This is a genomic window from Bacillota bacterium (assembly GCA_023511835.1).
In the GTDB taxonomy this organism is placed as follows: domain Bacteria; phylum Bacillota; class Sulfobacillia; order JAIMAT01; family JAIMAT01; genus JAIMAT01.
Window position 1 is genome coordinate 59,521 of the sequence record JAIMAT010000002.1, and the last position, 16,923, is coordinate 76,443.

Annotated in this window: 19 protein-coding genes; 8 read left to right on the forward strand and 11 right to left on the reverse strand. The window is 75.3% G+C overall.

Annotation, left to right across the window (positions count from 1 at the left end):
* Window positions 1-4 precede the first annotated feature (4 nt).
* The 7 genes from K6U79_00855 (at window position 5) to K6U79_00885 (ending at window position 4,749) form a co-directional block, all read left to right on the forward strand.
* The gene (locus K6U79_00855) at window positions 5-709 is read left to right on the forward strand and encodes a phosphopantothenoylcysteine decarboxylase (protein ID MCL6520907.1); all 705 of its coding nucleotides are present in this window, start codon (window positions 5-7) and stop codon (window positions 707-709) included.
* Window positions 706-1,305, forward strand: coding sequence for a hypothetical protein (locus K6U79_00860; protein MCL6520908.1), 600 nt, complete (start codon window positions 706-708; stop codon window positions 1,303-1,305). Before K6U79_00855 ends, K6U79_00860 begins: the two co-directional genes overlap by 4 nt.
* 172 nt (window positions 1,306-1,477) lie before the next feature.
* The gene (locus tag K6U79_00865) at window positions 1,478-1,708 is read left to right on the forward strand and encodes a 4Fe-4S binding protein (protein ID MCL6520909.1); all 231 of its coding nucleotides are present in this window, start codon (window positions 1,478-1,480) and stop codon (window positions 1,706-1,708) included.
* Between the two features lie 73 nt (window positions 1,709-1,781).
* Window positions 1,782-2,852, forward strand: a complete 1,071-nt coding sequence (vorB, locus tag K6U79_00870) for a 3-methyl-2-oxobutanoate dehydrogenase subunit VorB (protein ID MCL6520910.1) — start codon at window positions 1,782-1,784, stop codon at window positions 2,850-2,852.
* A gap of 36 nt (window positions 2,853-2,888) precedes the next feature.
* Entirely contained in the window at window positions 2,889-3,638 is a 750-nt protein-coding gene (locus tag K6U79_00875) for a hypothetical protein (protein MCL6520911.1), read from the forward strand.
* 1 nt (window position 3,639) lies between these two features.
* Window positions 3,640-4,185, forward strand: a complete 546-nt coding sequence (locus K6U79_00880) for a 2-oxoacid:acceptor oxidoreductase family protein (protein ID MCL6520912.1) — start codon at window positions 3,640-3,642, stop codon at window positions 4,183-4,185.
* 111 nt (window positions 4,186-4,296) lie between these two features.
* A complete protein-coding gene (locus K6U79_00885; protein MCL6520913.1) occupies window positions 4,297-4,749 on the forward strand; it encodes a hypothetical protein in 453 nt (150 codons plus the stop codon).
* A gap of 166 nt (window positions 4,750-4,915) precedes the next feature.
* Here K6U79_00885 and K6U79_00890 read toward each other — a convergent pair whose 3' ends face one another.
* Complete coding sequence (locus K6U79_00890; GenBank protein ID MCL6520914.1) at window positions 4,916-5,449, reverse strand: acyl-CoA thioesterase; 534 nt, start codon at window positions 5,447-5,449, stop codon at window positions 4,916-4,918.
* A complete protein-coding gene (locus tag K6U79_00895) occupies window positions 5,436-6,425 on the reverse strand; it encodes an RluA family pseudouridine synthase (protein ID MCL6520915.1) in 990 nt (329 codons plus the stop codon). The genes K6U79_00890 and K6U79_00895 overlap by 14 nt, the downstream gene beginning before the upstream one ends.
* Before the next feature lie 38 nt (window positions 6,426-6,463).
* Between K6U79_00895 and K6U79_00900 the strand changes: the two genes are divergently transcribed.
* Entirely contained in the window at window positions 6,464-7,726 is a 1,263-nt protein-coding gene (locus K6U79_00900; GenBank protein MCL6520916.1) for an arginine deiminase, read from the forward strand.
* 72 nt (window positions 7,727-7,798) lie between these two features.
* On the opposite strand, the gene K6U79_00905 is transcribed toward K6U79_00900, so the two are convergent.
* The 9 genes from K6U79_00905 to K6U79_00945 form a co-directional block, all read right to left on the reverse strand.
* Window positions 7,799-8,527: a hypothetical protein gene (locus K6U79_00905; GenBank protein MCL6520917.1), complete on the reverse strand. Its 729-nt coding sequence runs from the start codon at window positions 8,525-8,527 to the stop codon at window positions 7,799-7,801.
* A 38-nt stretch (window positions 8,528-8,565) separates the two neighbouring features.
* Window positions 8,566-9,018 carry a cupredoxin domain-containing protein gene (locus K6U79_00910; protein MCL6520918.1) on the reverse strand — a complete coding sequence of 151 codons (453 nt, stop codon included), beginning with the start codon at window positions 9,016-9,018 and terminating at the stop codon, window positions 8,566-8,568.
* Between the two features lie 70 nt (window positions 9,019-9,088).
* Window positions 9,089-10,567, reverse strand: a complete 1,479-nt coding sequence (locus K6U79_00915) for an aldehyde dehydrogenase family protein (GenBank protein ID MCL6520919.1) — start codon at window positions 10,565-10,567, stop codon at window positions 9,089-9,091.
* Window positions 10,568-10,700: 133 nt separating this feature from the next.
* Window positions 10,701-11,087, reverse strand: a complete 387-nt coding sequence (locus tag K6U79_00920) for a TIGR04086 family membrane protein (protein ID MCL6520920.1) — start codon at window positions 11,085-11,087, stop codon at window positions 10,701-10,703.
* A 149-nt stretch (window positions 11,088-11,236) separates the two neighbouring features.
* Window positions 11,237-11,452, reverse strand: a complete 216-nt coding sequence (locus tag K6U79_00925; protein MCL6520921.1) for an alpha/beta-type small acid-soluble spore protein — start codon at window positions 11,450-11,452, stop codon at window positions 11,237-11,239.
* 71 nt (window positions 11,453-11,523) lie between these two features.
* The gene (locus K6U79_00930) at window positions 11,524-14,391 is read right to left on the reverse strand and encodes a ribonuclease H-like domain-containing protein (GenBank protein ID MCL6520922.1); all 2,868 of its coding nucleotides are present in this window, start codon (window positions 14,389-14,391) and stop codon (window positions 11,524-11,526) included.
* Window positions 14,360-14,827: a hypothetical protein gene (locus tag K6U79_00935; protein ID MCL6520923.1), complete on the reverse strand. Its 468-nt coding sequence runs from the start codon at window positions 14,825-14,827 to the stop codon at window positions 14,360-14,362. The genes K6U79_00930 and K6U79_00935 overlap by 32 nt, the downstream gene beginning before the upstream one ends.
* 97 nt (window positions 14,828-14,924) lie before the next feature.
* Complete coding sequence (locus K6U79_00940) at window positions 14,925-15,566, reverse strand: histidine phosphatase family protein (GenBank protein ID MCL6520924.1); 642 nt, start codon at window positions 15,564-15,566, stop codon at window positions 14,925-14,927.
* Window positions 15,567-15,569: 3 nt separating this feature from the next.
* On the reverse strand, window positions 15,570-16,922 hold the full coding sequence (locus K6U79_00945) for an amidohydrolase (GenBank protein ID MCL6520925.1): 1,353 nt from the start codon (window positions 16,920-16,922) through the stop codon (window positions 15,570-15,572).
* Window position 16,923: the final 1 nt, after the last annotated feature.

Below are 16,923 nucleotides of genomic sequence, written 5' to 3' on the forward strand. Positions count from 1 at the left end.
GAACGTGCGCCCGCCACACCTGATCGTCACCGGGGGGCCGACGGAGGCGCCCCTGGACGAGGTCCGCTTCCTGTCGAACCGCTCCTCGGGGCGGACGGCCGCCGCGGTGGCGCGCCTGGCGCTGGAGCGCGGCTGGGATGTCACCTTCGTCCACGGCCCGGGCAGCGCGCTGCCCGGGGGAGGCAGCGGCTGGCTCCGCCTGGTGGCGGTGCGGACGGTCGCCGACCTGGAGGCGGCGCTGGAGCGGCTCTTGCACGATCCCCAGCGGCCCGTCGACGCGCTCGTCCACGCCATGGCCGTGCTCGACTTCGAGCCCGAGCGGCGCGAGGAGGGCAAGGTCTCCTCGCGGGGGGAGTGGTGGATCCGCCTGGTGCCGACGCCCAAGGTGGTGGAGGAGGTGCGCCGCTGGGCACCCGGCCTCTTCCTGGTCGCCTTCAAGCTGGAGGCGACGGAGGAGCCGGAGCGGCTGGCGGCGGCGGCGCGCGAGGCGGCGGCACGCCACGGGGCCGACCTGGTGGTGGCCAACAGCCTTCGCCAGGTGGGGCCCGAGCGGCACGTCACCTACGTGGTGGACCCGCGCGGCGGCGAGGTGCGGCGCTGCGAGAGCAACGAGGAGCTGGCCGCCCTGCTGCTGGACCGGATCGCGGAACGGCTGGGGCGGGGTGTGGCACTGCCGGAGCCGGGCGGCGAGGAGGGCGGGGGGACGTGACGGAGGGGCGGGACGGGGCCGGGGGCTTGCGCCTGGCCGGACGGCGCGTGCTCCTGGGCGTGACGGGCGGCATCGCCGCCTATAAGACGCCGCAGCTGGTTCGGCGCCTGCGCGAGCAGGGGGCGGAGGTGGAGGTGGTCCTGACGCGCGGCGCGGAGGCCTTCGTCACGCCGCTGGCGCTGGAGACGGTGGCGGGGCGGCCGGTGCGGCGGGCGCTCCTGGGCCCGGGCCGGGAGGCGGCGCTGGAGCATCTGCGCCTGGCGCGCTGGGCGGAGGCGGTGGTGGTGGCGCCGGCGACGGCGCACTTCCTGGCCAAGGCGGCGGCCGGCCTCGCCGACGACCTGCTGGGCAGCGTGCTGCTGGCGGCCTTCCCGGAGGTGCCCCTGCTGCTGGCGCCGGCCATGAACAGCCGCATGTGGAGCCATCCCATCACGCAGCGCAACGTGGCGTTCCTGCGGGAGCTGGGCGCCCGTCTGGTCGGCCCGGAGAGCGGCCGACTGGCGGAGGAGGAGAGCGGCATCGGCCGGATGAGCGAGCCCGAGCGGATCGTGGAGGCGCTGGCGGAACTCCTCGCCCCGCCCGGCGCGGACGGCTAGCGCCCGCCGGGTGGGCCCCGCAATCCCCTTTCTGGTGGCGAAAGATCGCCCGAGGAGGCAATTCCTCGCCTCGCCGGCCAGGGCTAGGTTGGCCGTGGAAGCCGCCTCGGTCGCCGGCGGGGGGCCGGGCCCCGTGCCCGGACGGCGACCGGGGGCGAAGGAGGCGAGGTCGATGGACCGCGTGCTCTTCGACGAGGCGCGCTGCAAGGGCTGCGGCCTCTGCGTCAGCGCCTGTCCGGAGGGCGCCCTGGCCCAGCGCGACGGCACCAATCGCATGGGCTACCATCCCGCCTATCTGGCCGAGCCCGACCGCTGCATCAGCTGCGGGCTCTGCGCCGTCATCTGTCCCGACCTGGTGATCCGCGTCTACCGGCCCGCCGCCGCGGCGGTGCCGGCCCGCTGAGGCGGCCCGGCCCCGGAGGGGCGGGTGCGCCGGCGCGCGCGAGGGAGGGAGCGCCGTGGGCGAACGCGAGTTGATGAAAGGCAACGAGGCGATGGCGGAGGCGGCCATCCGGGCCGGCTGCCGCTACTTCTTCGGCTACCCGATCACGCCCCAGAGCGAGCTGCTGGAGTACATGGCCAAGCACATGGCCGAGCACGGCGGGGTCTTCCTGCAGGCCGAGAGCGAGGTCTCGGCGATCAACATGGTCTACGGCGCTGCCGGGGCTGGCGCGCGGGTGATGACCGCCACCTCCAGCCCCGGCTTCTCGCTGATGCAGGAGGGCATCTCCTACATGGCGGGCGCCGAGCTGCCGGCGGTGCTGGTCAACGTGGTGCGCGGCGGCCCCGGGCTGGGCGGGCTTCAGCCGGCGCAGTCGGACTACTTCCAGGCGACCAAGGGCGGCGGCCACGGCGACTACCGGCTGGTGGTGCTGGCGCCCTCCAGCCCCCAGGAGGCGGCCGACCTGGTCTACGAGGCCTTCGACGTGGCCGACCGCTACCGGAACGTGGTGCTGATCCTGGCCGACAGCATCCTGGCCCAGGCCATGGAGCCGGTCGAGCTGCCGCCGCCGCGGGACCCGGCTGGCCTGCCGGCCAAGCCGTGGGCGACGGTGGGGCGCGGCCGGCGCCAGGAGACCAACGTGGTCAACTCGCTCTACCTGGCGGCCGAGGACCTCTGGGCGCTCAACCAGCGCCTGCAGGCCAAGTACCGCCGCATCGAGGCGGAGGAGACCCGCTGGGAGGAGGAGGGCGCCGAGGGCGCCGACTGGCTGGTGGTGGCCTACGGGAGCATGGCGCGCATCGCCCTGGCCGCCATCCGCCAGGTGCGCAGGGAGGACGGGCTGCGCGTCGGGCTCTTCCGGCCGATCAGCCTCTGGCCCTTCCCCGCGCGGCCCCTGGCCCGGCGGGCCGCGGCCAGCCGGGGGGTCCTGGTGCTGGAGATGAGCGCGGGGCAGATGGTGGAGGACGTCCGCCTGGCGGTGGAGGGCGCGGTACCGGTCCGCTTCTTCGGCAAGACGGGCGGGGTGGTGCCGGAGGTGGAGGAGGCGGTGGAGGCCATCCGCCGCATGGTGGCCGAGACCGCGCCGCACCCGGCGCACCGTTGACCGGCGGGGGAGGGAGGAACGCACATGAGCGTCACGCTGCACCCCGTCTTCGAGCCGACGAGCGGCCTTCGCGCCGACCGTGTCACCCACTACTGCCCGGGCTGCACGCACGGCGTCGCCCACCGGCTGGTGGCCGAGGTGCTGGAGGAGCTGGGCGTGCTGGAGCGGACCGTGGGCGTCGCCTCGGTGGGCTGCTCGGTCCTGGCCTACGAGTACTTCCGCGTCGACATGCAGGAGGCCGCCCACGGGCGCGCGCCGGCGGTGGCGACGGGCATCAAGCGCGTCCTGCCCGACCGGGTGGTCTTCACCTACCAGGGGGACGGCGACCTGGCGGCCATCGGCATGGCGGAGATCATCCACGCCGCCGCGCGCGGCGAGAACATCACCGTCGTCTTCATCAACAACGCCAACTACGGCATGACCAGCGGCCAGATGGCGCCGACCACGCTGGTCGGGCAGCGGACGACGACCACGCCGGCCGGCCGCGACCCGGTCCAGGCGGGCTATCCCATCCGCGTGGCCGAGCTCCTGAATGCGCTGGACGGCCCGGCCTACCTCGCCCGCGGCTCGCTCCACGACACCGCCCACATCCTCCAGGCGAAACGGTACATCCGCCGCGCCTTCCAGGCGCAGATCGAGGGCCGCGGCTTCTCGCTGGTGGAGCTCCTCTCCAGCTGCCCGACCAACTGGGGCCTGGAGCCGGTGGAGGCGCTGGCTTTCATCCGCGACCGGCTGGTGCCGCAGTACCCGCTGGGCGAGCTGCGGCGCCCCGAGGGGGTGCGCTGAGGTGGAGCAGACGCTGATCGTGGCCGGCTTCGGCGGCCAGGGCGTGCTCAGCCTGGGCATGATCATCGCCCGCGCCGGCATGAGCGAGGGCTACGAGGTCTCCTGGCTGCCCTCGTACGGGCCGGAGCAGCGGGGTGGCACGGCCAACTGCCACGTCATCCTCTCCGACGAGCCCGTGGCCTGCCCGCTGATCAGCCGGCCGCGGACGCTCATCGCCTTCAACCTGCCCTCGCTGGCCAAGTTCGCGCAGCGCGTCCAGCCGGGTGGCGAGATCCTGCTGGAGAGCGGCCTGGAGGAGGCGGTGGGGCGTTCGGACGTCCGCCTCTACCCGATTCCCGCGCTGCAGGAAGCCAACCGCCTGGGCGAGACGCGCGCGGCCAACATGGTCATGCTGGGCGCCTGGCTCGAGCTCCACCCGGTCCTGGGCCAGGCGGCGGTGGAGGACGCGCTGGGGCGCGTCATCTCCAAGCGCCATCACGACCTGCTGCCGCTCGACCTGGAGGCCATCCGGGCCGGGGGGCGACTCCTGGCCGCCGTCCGGGCCTGAGAAACGGGAGCGCATGGCGCCGGGGCGGCACAGCCCCGGCGCTTCCGTCCTTTTCGGCCGCAAGCCGCCCGCCCGGCCCGGGAAGAATGGGGGCGGGGTGAGCGCGGAGAAATGGGCCTGCAGGCCGATGCGGGCGGGCTCCGCCTGGAGCTGGCGGACGACCGGAGCGGCCGGCTCCTCTGGGAGGAGCGGGCGCTGGAGTGCCGGCTGGAGGGTGGCGAGGTGCAGGTGCGCCTGCCCTTCGAGGTGGACCGTCCCCTCCTGGCGCGGCTGCTGCGCGAGCGCGGCTACGTGGTGGAGCCGGAAGGCCGCGACGGCGACAGCCTCGCCTGGGGACTCCAGTTCGACGTGGAGGGCTACTACCCGTACCGGCTCTCGCCGGCACGGGACGTGCCCGGTACCACCTGGCTCCGCTTCCCGCCGCCGGACTACCGTCAGGCGGGCCGCCTGCTGGCCAGCACGGAGCTGCCGGGCGAGGGCTACGAGCCGATCCTCGGGCCGGGCAGCGCGGCCGAGGTGGCGCGATGGCTGCCGGTGCTGGTGGAGGCGCGCCAGCCGTACTAGCGGGCGCCGGCGCTCCTCCCCTTTACTGCCTATAAGAAGCATTATGTCAACCAAGATCACGGGGAACCGGAGGGGCGCCCCGCTCCTGCCCCGGGCCGACGGGGCGCGACGCCCGGCGAACGTCCGCGGTCGCGGCCGGGCCCTCCGTCCTCGCGGGTGGCGCGGGCTAGCGCCCCGAGGAGGCGGCGCGCCGGGCCAGGCGCGCCTCGTGGCGGGCGGCGCCGGCGGCGAAGCGCCGCCGGTCCTCGTCGCTCAGCAGCTCCAGCGGCGGAACCGGCGTCGGGCGGCGCGCGGCGTCCAGCGCCACGTAGGTCAGGAAGGCCGTGGTGGTCAGGAGCCGCCTGCCGGTCAGCAGGTCCTCGGCCCAGACCGTCACCTCCACCTCCATGGAGGTGCGGCCGACCCAGTTGAGACGGGCCTCCAGGACGACCGCCTGGCCGACGGGCAGCGGTTGGTGGAAGACCACCTCGTCCATGCTGACCGTCACCACCTGGCGGTGGGCGTGGCGCATGGCGCAGATGCCGCCCACCTCGTCCATCAGGTAGAGCAGGCGGCCGCCGTGCATCATGCCCAGGGCGTTGGCGTCGGACGGCTCCACCATCAGCACCAGCTGGGCGCGCGAGGCCTCCGGCGGGCGCGGGCGGTCCGGCTGCCAGGACGGCTCGTCCGTCGCGCCGGCGGCGGGTTCAGCGGGGGTCATGCAAGAGCCTCCTTCCTGTGTTTCCCAGAAGCTCCAGCCAGGGACGCCAGCCGTCGGGCGGCGCCAGCCGGAAACGGAGCGGGCGCCCGTCGACGGGATGGCGGAAGGCCAGCTGCCAGGCGTGGAGCGCGACGGCCCCGGCGGGCTCGTCGGGACCGGCTATCCGCGCTCCGTAGAGCGCGTCGCCCAGGACCGGGAAGCCCGACCAGGCCAGGTGGGCGCGGATCTGGTGGGTCCGCCCGGTCTCGGGCCGGACGAGGAGGAGCGCCCAGCGCTCCGTCGCGGCGAGCGGGCGCAGACGGGTGCGCGCGGGCCGGCCGCCTGCGGCGACGAGGCGGCGCGCCCGGCCGGGCTCCCGGGCGAGCGGCGCCTCCACGCGCCGGGGCAGCGCCCCTCTCCCCTCCGGCCGCTCCACCAGGGCCAGGTAGAAGCGGTGGAGCCCGCAGGCCGAAAGGCGGTCGTGGGCCAGCCGGCTCCGCGCGAAGAGGACGAGCCCGCTGGTCGGCCGGTCCAGGCGGTGGACCGGGTGGACGCCCGCCTTCTCGCCCGTCCGCGCCAGGTGATGGGCGACCGCGTTGGCCAGCGTGCCTCCCGCCACCCCGTGCGTCGGGTGGACCACCTGTCCCGGCGGCTTGGCCACCAGCAGGAGGTGGGCGTCCTCCCAGACCACCCGGAGCGGGAGCGGCTCCGGCCGCACCCGGCTCTCCTCCTCGGGAGGAAGGAGCCGCAGGCGGTCGCCGGCGCGGAGCCGGTCGGGCCCCCGCAGGCGCTCCCACTCCCCCTCCCCGCCCTGGCGGAGGACCGAGCCGCCACGCTTGAAGGCGCGGAAGAGGCGGAGCGAGAGGCCGAGCCCGCTCCGCCAGAAGGTCTGGAGCGTGGCCCCCTCCCACTCCGCCGCCACGGTTACCGCCACCGCCCCGCCGGGGATGCTCTCCAGGGGATAGGGCGGGCAGCCTCTTCGACGGCTCAGCGCCACCACATCTCAGCGCCCATGGTAGACGGGGGTGGGAAGGCTTGCAAACGGAGGCGGGGAACGAGAGCCGGCGGGCGTCGCTGGCGGTCCGCTCCGAGATCGGCCGCCTGGAGCGGGTGATGGTCCACCGGCCGGGCGAGGAGATCGAGAACCTGACGCCCGAGCGGCTCCACGCGCTCCTTTTCGAGGACATCCCCTACCTGCCCGGCATGCAGCGCGAGCACGACGCCTTCGTCCAGGTGCTGCGGCGGCACGGCGTCGAGGTGCTCTACCTGGAGGAGCAGCTGGAAGAGGTGCTGGCGGAGGAAGAGGTGCGCCGGAGCTTCATCGCCCGCTTCCTGGAGGAGAGCGGCTACCCGCCCGACGACCCCTGGCGCGACGAGGGGCGCCTCCTGGCCGACCACCTGGCCACGCTCGCCCCGGCGGAGCTGGTCTCCGCCGCCGTCGCCGGCCTCCGCCGGAGCCGCCTGCCGGCGCCCGCCCGGCGCCGCCTGGCCGATCTGGTGGAACCGCCCACCCCTTTCGTCCTCGAGCCGATGCCCAACCTGTACTTCATGCGCGACCCGGCGGCTGTGGTCGGCCACGGGGTGCTGGTCAACCGCATGGCCAGCGAGGCCCGGCGCCGGGAGAGCCTGCTGCTGGAGTACGTGGTCCGCCACCACCCGCTCTTCGCGCGCGGCGACCCGCCGCGCTGGTACGCGCGCGACCTTCCCTATCCCGTCGAGGGCGGCGACATCCTGGTCCTCTCGCCGGAGTGCGTCGCCGTCGGCATGGGCGAGCGGACCGGCGCGCGGGCCGTCGAGCGCGTCGCCGCCGACTTCTTCGAGGCCGGCGTCGCCTCCCGCGTGCTGGCGGTGGAGCTGCCCCGCCACCGTGCCTTCATGCACCTGGACACGGTCCTGACCATGGTGGCGCCGCGCCAGTTCGCCGTCCACCAGGTGGTGGTGGAGCGCGGCCTCCGCGTCTACACCCTTCTCCCCGGGAGGGACGGGCGGCCGGAGGTGGCGGGCGTCGAGGGGGTACGGCGGGCGCTGGAGTGGGTGGTGGGCGGCGAGGTGGACCTCATCCCCACCGGCGGCGACGACCCCGTCGCCTCGGCCCGCGAGCAGTGGAACGACGGCGCCAACACGCTGGCGCTGGAGCCGGGGCACATCGTGGCCTACGAGCGGAACGAGGTCTCCAACCGCGAGCTGGAGCGGCACGGCATCCGCGTGGAGACGATCCCGGGCGGGGAGCTCTCGCGCGGGCGCGGCGGCCCGCGCTGCATGACCATGCCGCTGCGCCGGGCGGAGCCGGAGGGGTAGTCCGGAAGGAACCCGCGCGCGGCGGGGGCGACCGGTGCGCGCGGCTGCCGGCATCCCCCGCCCGCGACCGGCCTAGCGCCCCGTGCCCGGGGCAGCCGGGCCGGCCGTCGCCTGGCGGGCGGCGCCGGCGGCGGCGTTCACCCGGGCGAAGCCGCCGTAGAGGACGACGAAGCCCAGCGCCATCAGCGGCCAGAACCAGGCGGGCTGGCCGAGCCGCGCCAGCGAGCCCGCCGCGCCGAGAAGGATGGTGCCCAGCGCGATCAGCGCGTTCCCCTGGGTGAAGGCGCCGGAGGCCTGCTTCCTCGAGAGCTGCCAGGCGGAGAGCAGCGCCAGCCCCGCCACCGCCACCAGGCCGAAGGTGTTGAGCAGGATGAGCAGGACGAGGGCCGCCGGATTCCGGTCCAGGGCCAGCACCTGCGTGCCCGGCCCGCCGTCCAGGCGGGCCACCGCGGCGGCGTCGCCCGGCGTCCGGAAGAGCGCGACCGCCCCCGCCAGCGAGAGGAGGAGGACCAGCCAGAAGATCGGGCGTGACCAGCGCCCGCCGCGGTCGTGGAGGAAGAGGCTGCCCAGCCCCAGGTAGGCGGCCATGAGCATGGCGCCGAAGAGGTAGTAGATACGGAACCAGGCCAGGCTGGCGGTCCGGAGTGCCAGCAGGTAGCCCACGGCGCCGAGGAAGCCCATCGCCAGCGAGACGGTCCAGAGCAGCTGGTGGGGACGCCGCCGCTCCAGATATTGGCGGAGCGTCCCGTAGCCGAAGAGGGCGCAGACCAGCGCCACGACCAGCGGATAGACGAGGAGCACGCTTCCCCGCCCCCTTCCTTCCAGGTTGGCAGCTACGGCTATCTTAGCGCGCCGGACCGCCCCGCCGGCGGGGCACCCGCCGTGCGGCCGCCGCCTCCCCCCTGCTTCGGCTCGACGATCAGGAGGGCGCGCATGGAGCGGCAGGGCGCGCCGCAGTCGACGTCGTTCCGGATCGTGTACGTGCCGGGCCGCTCCGGCGTGAAACGGACCTCGGAGCGACCGCCCGCCGGCACGCGGGCGCGGAGGCCGAGGCCGTCGACGACGAAGCCATAGGCTCGCCGGTCATAGGCGCGGATGTCGATGCGGACCGGGGTGCCGGCGCGGACGCGGATGGTGGCCGGGTCGTAGTAGTAGGGACGGGCCGTCACCACCGTCCGCTGCTCCACGGGCAGGCTGGAGCAGGCGCTCCCCAGCAGGAGGAGAGCGGCCAGAAGGGCCGGGCGCAGGGCGCGCCCGGCCCTCCCCGGGCTGGTCCGGGCGGGTCGCCGCATCCTTCCCCACCTCCGGCTCCAGCCCTTCCCCCGCTCCGCCCGGCTTATTCCGGCGCCGGCCGGCCCGGGCTCAGCGGTCGATCTGTGCCCGCTGCAGGCGGCCGCTGTAGTCGACGTAGACCGCCTTCCACTCCGTGTAGACCTCCAGGGCGGCGCGGCCCGCCTCGCGGTGGCCGTTGCCCGTGCCGCGCGTGCCGCCGAAGGGCAGCTGGATCTCGGCGCCGATGGTGCCGGCGTTGACGTAGACGATGCCCGTCACCAGGTCGCGCATGGCCTTGAAGGCCTTGTTGACGTCGCGCGTGTAGATGCTGGAGGAGAGGCCGTACTCGACGCCGTTGTTCACCTCGACGGCCTCCTCCAGCGAGTCGACGGGAATGATGGAGAGGACGGGGCCGAAGATCTCCTCCTGGGCGATGCGGAAGCGGGGCCCCACCTGGTCGAAGAGGGTCGGTTCGTAGAAGAAGCCCTTCGCCAGCTCGCCCGTGGTCACGGGATGGCCGCCGGCTACCAGCACGGCCCCTTCCTCCTGGCCGATCCGGACGTAGCGCTCCACCTTCTCCAGCGCCCGGCGGTTGATGAGCGGGCCCACCTCCGTCTCCGGGTCGAGGCCGTCGCCCAGGCGGAGCCTGCGCGCGCCCTCCTTCAGCCGCTCGACTAGCGCGTCGTGGATGCCGCGCTGGACGATGACGCGCGAGCCGGCGGTGCAGCGCTGGCCCGTCGTCCCGTAGGCGCTCCAGAGGATGCCTTGCACGGCCAGGTCCAGGTCGGCGTCGTCCAGGACCGTGATGGCGTTCTTCCCGCCCAGCTCCAGGTGGTAGCGCTTCATCTGCTCGGCGGCGATCCGCGCCACCTGGCGCCCCACCGCGTTGGAGCCGGTGAAGGAGATCAGGTCGACGCCGGGGTGGCGCAGGAGCGCGTCGCCCACGGCCTCGCCGGAGCCGAAGACCACGTTGAGGACGCCCGGCGGCAGGCCGGCCTCCTCCAGGATGCGGGCCAGGAGGTAGCCGAGGAGCGGCGCGTCGCTGGCGGGCTTGAAGACGGCCGTGTTGCCGGCCACCAGCGCGGGCATCAGCTTCCAGGTGGCGATGGAGAAGGGGAAGTTCCAGGGGGTGATGGCGGCCACCACGCCGATGGGGTCGCGCTGGGCCATGGCGAACTTGTCCGGGCTCTCCGAGGGCACCACCTCGCCGGTCAGGCGGCGTCCCTCACCCGCCATGTAGAAGGTCATGTCGATGCCTTCCTGCACTTCGCCGCGCGACTCGGTCAGCACCTTGCCCATGTCGCGCGTCATGGCGCGTGCCAGCTCCTCCTTCCGCTCCACCATCAGCTGGGCGGCGCGGAAGAGGATCTCGGCGCGCCGCGGCGCCGGGTAGAGGCGCCAGGAGCGGTAGGCCTCCCGGGCCGCCTGGACGGCCCGGTCCACGTCCTCCGGGCCCGAGGCGGGGACTTCGGCCACCACCTCGCCGGTGGCGGGGTTGATGCTGGCGAAGGTCTCGCCGCCCGAGGCGTCGACCCACTGGCCGCCGATCAGGTTGCGCAAGCGCTCCAACGGAATCCCTCCCTAGAGGTCGTCTCGGCCGACCCGCAGGAAGGGATTTCGCCGCGCCGTGCGGCGCGCCTCCCGCGCGACCCCGGCCCCGGCTCGCCGCCGCCGGGTTCCGCCGACGCCGGCGCGCCCGGCTCTAGAGCGCGACCCCCAGCATGCCGCCGGCCGCCCCGAGCCCCATCCCCAGGACCAACTCGCGCAGGAGCGGGAGGCGGGCGACGCCCCCGCCGGCCAGGGTGTCCACCAGCACGGCCAGCAGCACGTAGACCGCGCCCGCCAGGCCGCCGTGCAGCCAGCCCAGCCGGTCGGCGGCGCGGCCGGCCGCCAGACCGCCCGCCAGCGGCGCCAGCAGGCCGGCGTAGAAGCCGCCCCGCGCCAGCCAGGGATCGCTCAACCGGCTGAAGTGCCCCACCAGCGTCAGCGCCACGGCCAGCACCGCGGCCGCCACGAGGGAGACCGCCAGCCCCGTCGCCAGCGCCGCCGCCGAGAAGGCCGCCCCGGCCGTCTCCCGACTCGTCCGCACGCCCTCTCCCCTCCTGCTCCTATGTGCGGAGGGGGTCGTCCCATGCCAGGGGCCGGTCCGCTGCATGCGGACCGGCCCCGTTCGGAGCGGGCCCCCGGGTGGCCCGTCATCGGCATCCCCCGCGCCGCCGCCGCGAACCGCGGGGGCGCCTATTCGGGCCGGCCGAGCCTCTTCTCGGCGAAGCGGATCATCCGCCGCACCATCTGCCCGCCGATCCGTCCCACCTCGCGGGTGGTCATGCCACCCCACCCACGCCGGCGGATGTCGTCGCGCAGACCCAGCTCGCCGGCCACCTCGTACTTCAGCTGGTCGAGCTCCCGCTCGGCCCGAGGGTTCTCGACGCGACGGCCACCGTGCCTCGCCATCTGCAACCCCCCGTGTCGGCGCGCGCCGCCGACACCTATACCCTGCGCCGCCGCGCCGCCCGCTACTCGCGTCAGATCCCGGCGGCGGAGCCGGCCCTAGGCGTCCCTGGCTCGCCCAGCCACTCGGCCACGCGCTCGACCACCTCGCCGGCCGGCGCCACGAGCAGAGAGGGACCGGGCAGCGAGTCGAGGAAAATTTTCCCATAACTCCGGCGCGGATCGACCAGGCGGCTGTCCAGCACCACCACCGCGCCCCGGTCGCCGGCGCGCCGAATGAGGCGGCCGAAGCCCTGCTTGAAGCGGATGACGGCGTCGGGCACCGCCACCCCCAGGAAGCCGTTCCCCCCCGCGCGGTCCATCAGCTCGCTCCGCGCCGCCAGCAGCGGCGAGGTGGGCGGGGCGAAGGGCAGCTTGACCATCACCACGCAGCTGAGCGCATCGCCGGGCACGTCGACGCCCTCCCAGAAGCTGCTCGAGCCCAGCACCACGCTGCCCTGGTCGGCGCGGAGAGCCTCCGCCAGCCGGCTGCGGCTGCCGTCCAGCCCCTGTGCCAGCAGCTCCAGCCCCTCCGCCTCCAGGCGCGGCTTGAGCAGGAAGTAGACCGAGCGGAGCATCCGGTGGGAGGTGAAGAGGACCAGAGCGCGCCCGCCGGTGCGGGGCAGGAGCGCGGCCAGAAAGTCGGCCACCGCCGCCGAGGCGGCCGGCTCACGGCCCAGGTCGGGCAGGTCGGAGGGGACGGCCAGCAGCGCCTGCTCGCGGTAGCGGAAGGGCGACTCCACCACCAGCCGCTCCAGGCGATCGTCCTCCTCGAGCCCGAGCTGTCCCAGGAGGGGTGAAAAGTCGCCGGCGACGGTCAGCGTGGCTGAGGTGAGGACGGCGGCCTCCAGGTCCTGCCAGAGGCGCTCGCGCAGGAGCGCGCCCGGCTCCACCGGCGCCGCCGCCAGGAGCGGGCTGACCGCCAGGCGGCCGTCGCGGCGGCGGGCCAGCGGCTCCAGCCAGACCACCGTCGACGAGGGGTCGGCGGCGAGGATGCTCTCCATCGCCTCCAGCTCGCGCGCCGTCTCCGCCCGCGCCGCCTCCAGCTCCAGGCGCAGCTCGGCGCGCAGCTCGCGCCCCGCCGGGAGCCGCTGGGCCAGCCGCTCCAGCTCGGCCGCCAGCCGCCCGAGCCGGTCGCGCCAGGTGGCTCCCAGCTCGGCCAGCCTGCCCTGCCGGCCGAGCCCGCCGGGAAGCCGCTCCGCCCCCGCCGGCACCGTCTCCCCGCCCGCACCGGCGGTCGCCCGCCAGCGCGCCCCCAGGGCCTGCCAGAAGTCGCGCCCCGCCTGGCGCGACTCCTGGGCGGCCAGGCGGGCGCGCTCCAGCGCCGCGGCCAGCTCGGCGCCGAAGGCGGGCGCCGCCGCCAGGGGCGCCAGGGCGCCCAGGAGCCCGCGGCGCGGCGAGAGGAGCCGCTCGGCGTTCTCCTCGGCCTCCTCGGCCGAGAGCCGGACGCCGAAGTGGTGGGCGGCCTGCTCGGCCAGGTGGTGGGCCTCGTCCAGGACGGCGTGGGCGAAGGGCGGCAGGACCTGTTCGCCGGCGGCGTAGTGGGCGAGGAGCAGCGAGTGGTTGACCACCAGGAGGTCGGCCCGCTCCGCCTCGCGTCGCGCCCGCAGCCAGAAGCAGCGCTCCGCCCAGCGGCAGTCGGCGCCCAGGCAGGCCTGGGCGTCCACCGCCAGCCGCGCCCAGAGCCGCTCCTCCTCGCCGAAGAGCGGCGCCTCGCTGCGGTCGCCGCGGCGGGTGCGGGCGAGCCAGCTGCTCAGGCGCGCCAGAGCGGGCCGCTCGGCTTCCTCCACCGAGGCGGGGTCGGAGGCGAGCCGCTCCCAGCGCAGGAGGCAGAGGTACTGGCTGCGTCCCTTGAGCAGGGCGGCGCGGAAGGGGACGGGCAGGTGGCGGGCCAGCCAGGGCAGCTCCTTCTCCCAGAGCTGCTCCTGGAGGTTGACGGTATGGGTGGCCACCACCACCCGGCGCCGCTCCCGGCTGGCGAAGAGGAGGGCGGGCACCAGGTAGGCCAGCGACTTGCCCGTGCCCGTCCCCGCCTCCACCACCAGGTGGAGGCCCCGGCGGAGCGCCCGCTCCACCGCCGCCGCCATGCGCGCCTGGCCGGGACGCGCCTCGAAGCCCTCCAGGCGGCCGAGGAGCCCGTCGGGAGCGAAGAGCTCGGCCGCCCCGGACGGCGGCCGCCCGCCGTCGCCGCGGCCGACGAGGACGAAGGCCTCTCCGCCCGCCGCCTCCCTCTCCTCCCCGTCCGCCTCCGGGGCGAGGAGAAGGCGCGGCCGGGGCGGCGGCGCGGCGGGACCGGGGGGCGCCGCCTCCCCGGCGAGCAGGTCGACCAGTGGCGAGGCGGTGGGCAGAAGCCAGGCCAGGAGCGTCTCGCGCAGCTCCGGCGCCAGCTCCTCCAGGCGTTCCAGCAGGCGGGCGAAGAGGCGGGCCGTCGCCTCGGCGTCGGCGGCGGCGTCGTGGGCGCGCTCGAGGCCTAGCCCGTAGGACCGCGCCAGCTGCGCCAGCTGGTAGCCGGGCAGGAGCGGGTCGAGCAGCCGGACCAGCTCCAGGGTGTCGTAGCAGCGGTTGGTGAGGGGCGGGAGGCCTTCCTGGTGCAGCGCGCGGTCGAGAAAGGCCAGGTCGAAGGCGGCGTTGTGCGCCACCAAGGGGTCGTCGCCCGCGAAGGCGGCGAAGTCGCGCAGAGCCTCCGCCGCCGGCGGCGCCCGCCGGAGCGCCTCGGGGCGGAGGCCGGTCAGCCGGACGACGGCCAGCGGCAGCTCGCCCTCGAAGCGCAGCAGGCGGTCGAAGCGGGCGGCGACGGCGCCGTCCTCCCAGCGGACGGCGCCCAGTTGGAGGATCCGGTCCCGCGCCGGATCGAGGCCGCTGGTCTCGGTGTCAAAGGCGACGAAACGCTTCGAGCCGGCCACCCCCGGCCCATTGTAACGTTCTCTCCGCCAGGGCCACGGCCAGCGCCAGCGGGAGGCAGAACTGGAGGACGGCCAGGTGGGCGTAGGCCAGCGAGGCCCAGAAGCCGCGCCAGGGGAGGGGGTTGGAGCCGAGCACGGCCAGCACGTAGCCCAGCGAGGCCAGGCCGCCGCCGGCGAGGCCGCGCAGCCAGGGCGCCAGGCGCCAGGGCAGGAGGAGGCCCAGCTCGCCCAGGCCCAGGCCGAGCACGCCCAGGAGCAGGAAGAGCGGCACGAGCGGCCCCTCGGCGCCGCTGAAGAGCGCCCGCAGCAGGTAGGCCCAGTAGGCCGGCGCGAAGAGCTCGCGCCCTGCGCTCAGCCCGAGAAAGATCAGGAGCGCGGCCAGCCCTGCCGCCGCCCCGGCCAGCAGCAGGACGGCCAGATGGCGCACCGCCGACACGGCTTCCACCGCCTTCACCGCGCGCTACCCGAGCCTATGGGAAGCCGCGGCGCGGCATGCCACCCCCGCCGGCCGGCGGCCGCCCGGCGGCGCGCCGTCAGAGGCCGAGGCCGAGGTGGGCGGTGTCGTTCCAGCGCAGGAGGCGGCTCCGGCCGAGCTCTTCCGTCTCGAGGTCGAGCAGGGTGAGCGAGGTGTTCTCCAGCACCAGCCGGTAGCGGTGCTGCAGGTTCCAACCCATCAGGAAGGAGGTGATCACCTTGATCGTCCCCCCGTGGGAGACGAGGAGGAGCGCACCCCTCCTCCCCTCTTCCTCCAGCTGCTTCAGCGCGCGCCGCAGCGCGCCCACCGACCGCTGCTCCAGCTGCGCCAGCGTCTCGCCGCCGGTGGGCGGGTGGCGGGTGGCGTCCTCCACGTAGAGGCGCCAGTCCTCGCCGTAGCGGTCCTCGATCTCGGCGCGGGTCAGCCCCTCCCAGGCGCCGAAGGACATCTCGCGCAGGTCCGGGTCGACGCGCACCTCGAGGCCGTGCGGACGGGCCAGCCGCTCCGCCGTCTCGCGCGCACGGGAGAGGTCGGAGGACCAGACGGCGGCCAGGGTGAGCGGAGCCAGCCGCCCGGCCAGCGCCTCGGCCTGGCGGCGCCCTTCCTCGCTCAGGGGGATGTCGGTGTGGCCCTGGTAGCGGCCGCTCTGGTTGAAGAGCGTCTCGCCGTGCCGCACCAGGAGAAGGCGGCGGCGGGGCAAGGCTCAGCCCGCCTCCCGCGTCAGGAGGGCGGCCCGCCGGCTCACCTCGCGGCGGAGCCGCTCCACGTCCACCGTCCGCACGCGCCCGTCCTCGACCACCTTCCGCCCCCCCACCCAGACCGCCTCCACCGCCGCCGGCTCGGCCGAGTAGACCAGCGCCGAGAAGGGATCGAAGCGCGGCCAGAGCGCCGGCGAGCGGTCGGGGTCGACGAGGACGGCGTCGCAGGCCTTCCCCGGCTCCAGGCTGCCGATCTCGTCCGCCCAGCCCAGGGCGCGGGCGCTCTCCAGCGTCGCCATGGCGAAGGCCTCGCGCGCCGGCAGGGCGGCGGCGTCGCCCAGGCGGGCCTTCTGCAGGATGGAGGCCAGGCGCATCTCCTCGAACATCTCCAGGCGGTTGGTGCTGGCGGCCCCGTCGGTGCCCAGGCCGACGGTCACCCCCGCGCGCCGCATCTCGACCACCGGGGCGATGCCGCTGGCCAGCTTCAGGTTGGAGACGGGGTTGTGGGCGACGCCGACGCGGTGCTCGGCCAGGAGCTCGATGTCGCCCGGGCCCACCCGGACGCAGTGCGCCGCCAGGCAGCCCACCTGGAAGAGGCCGGTCTCGGCGCAGACCTCCGCCGGGCTCTTCCCGTACTTCGCCCGGCTCTGGTCGTTCTCGTCGTCGTTCTCCGAGAGGTGGATGTGGACGCGGGCGCCCAGCGCCGCCGCCCGCTCCGCCACCCGGCCCAGGAAGTCGCGCGTGGTGGTGTAGACGCCGTGCGGCCCCAGCATCACCCGGATGCGCCCGCCGGCGGCGCCGTGCCAGTCGCGGAAGAGCGCCTCCGCCTCGGCCAGCGCACGCGCGCCGCTCCCGTCGCCCGGCTCCACCATGCCGCGCGCGATGGCGGCGCGGCCGCCCGCCTCCACCACCGCCCGCACCGTCTCTTCCATGAAGAAGTACATGTCGGCGAAGGCGGTGACGCCCGCCTCCAGCATCTCCACCGCCGCCAGGAGCGCCCCCCAGTAGGTATCCTCCGGCCGGAGGCGCGCCTCGACGGGGAAGATGCGCGTCTCGAGCCAGGGCATCAGGCTCAGGTCGTCGGCGTAGCCGCGCATCAGCGTCATGGCGGCGTGGGAGTGGGCGTTCACCATCCCCGGCATCAGGAAGCGGCCCCGCGCCTCCACCCTCTCCCCCTCCGGGCGCAGCCGCCAGGCGGGCGCCTCCGCCCGCGGGCCCACCCAGAGAATGCGGGCCGGATCGGCCAGGAGGAGCGCCTCCTCGACCACGCCCAGCACCGGGTCGACCAGCGTCGCCCCCTCGATGGCCAGCGCCGCCTCCAGCGGCCGCCCCGCCTCGTTCCGCTCCGCCCCGCCCATC

Bases quoted from the DNA above. Each gene is read 5' to 3' on its own strand.
- K6U79_00885 (MCL6520913.1), top strand. From the start codon at position 4,297: ATGGGCCTGCAGGCCGATGCGGGCGGGCTCCGCCTGGAGCTGGCGGAC.
- K6U79_00890 (MCL6520914.1), bottom strand. From the start codon at position 5,449: ATGACCCCCGCTGAACCCGCCGCCGGCGCGACGGACGAGCCGTCCTGG.
- K6U79_00865 (MCL6520909.1), top strand. From the start codon at position 1,478: ATGGACCGCGTGCTCTTCGACGAGGCGCGCTGCAAGGGCTGCGGCCTC.
- K6U79_00945 (MCL6520925.1), bottom strand. From the start codon at position 16,922: ATGGGCGGGGCGGAGCGGAACGAGGCGGGGCGGCCGCTGGAGGCGGCG.
- K6U79_00925 (MCL6520921.1), bottom strand. From the start codon at position 11,452: ATGGCGAGGCACGGTGGCCGTCGCGTCGAGAACCCTCGGGCCGAGCGG.
- vorB (MCL6520910.1), top strand. From the start codon at position 1,782: ATGAAAGGCAACGAGGCGATGGCGGAGGCGGCCATCCGGGCCGGCTGC.
- K6U79_00910 (MCL6520918.1), bottom strand. From the start codon at position 9,018: ATGCGGCGACCCGCCCGGACCAGCCCGGGGAGGGCCGGGCGCGCCCTG.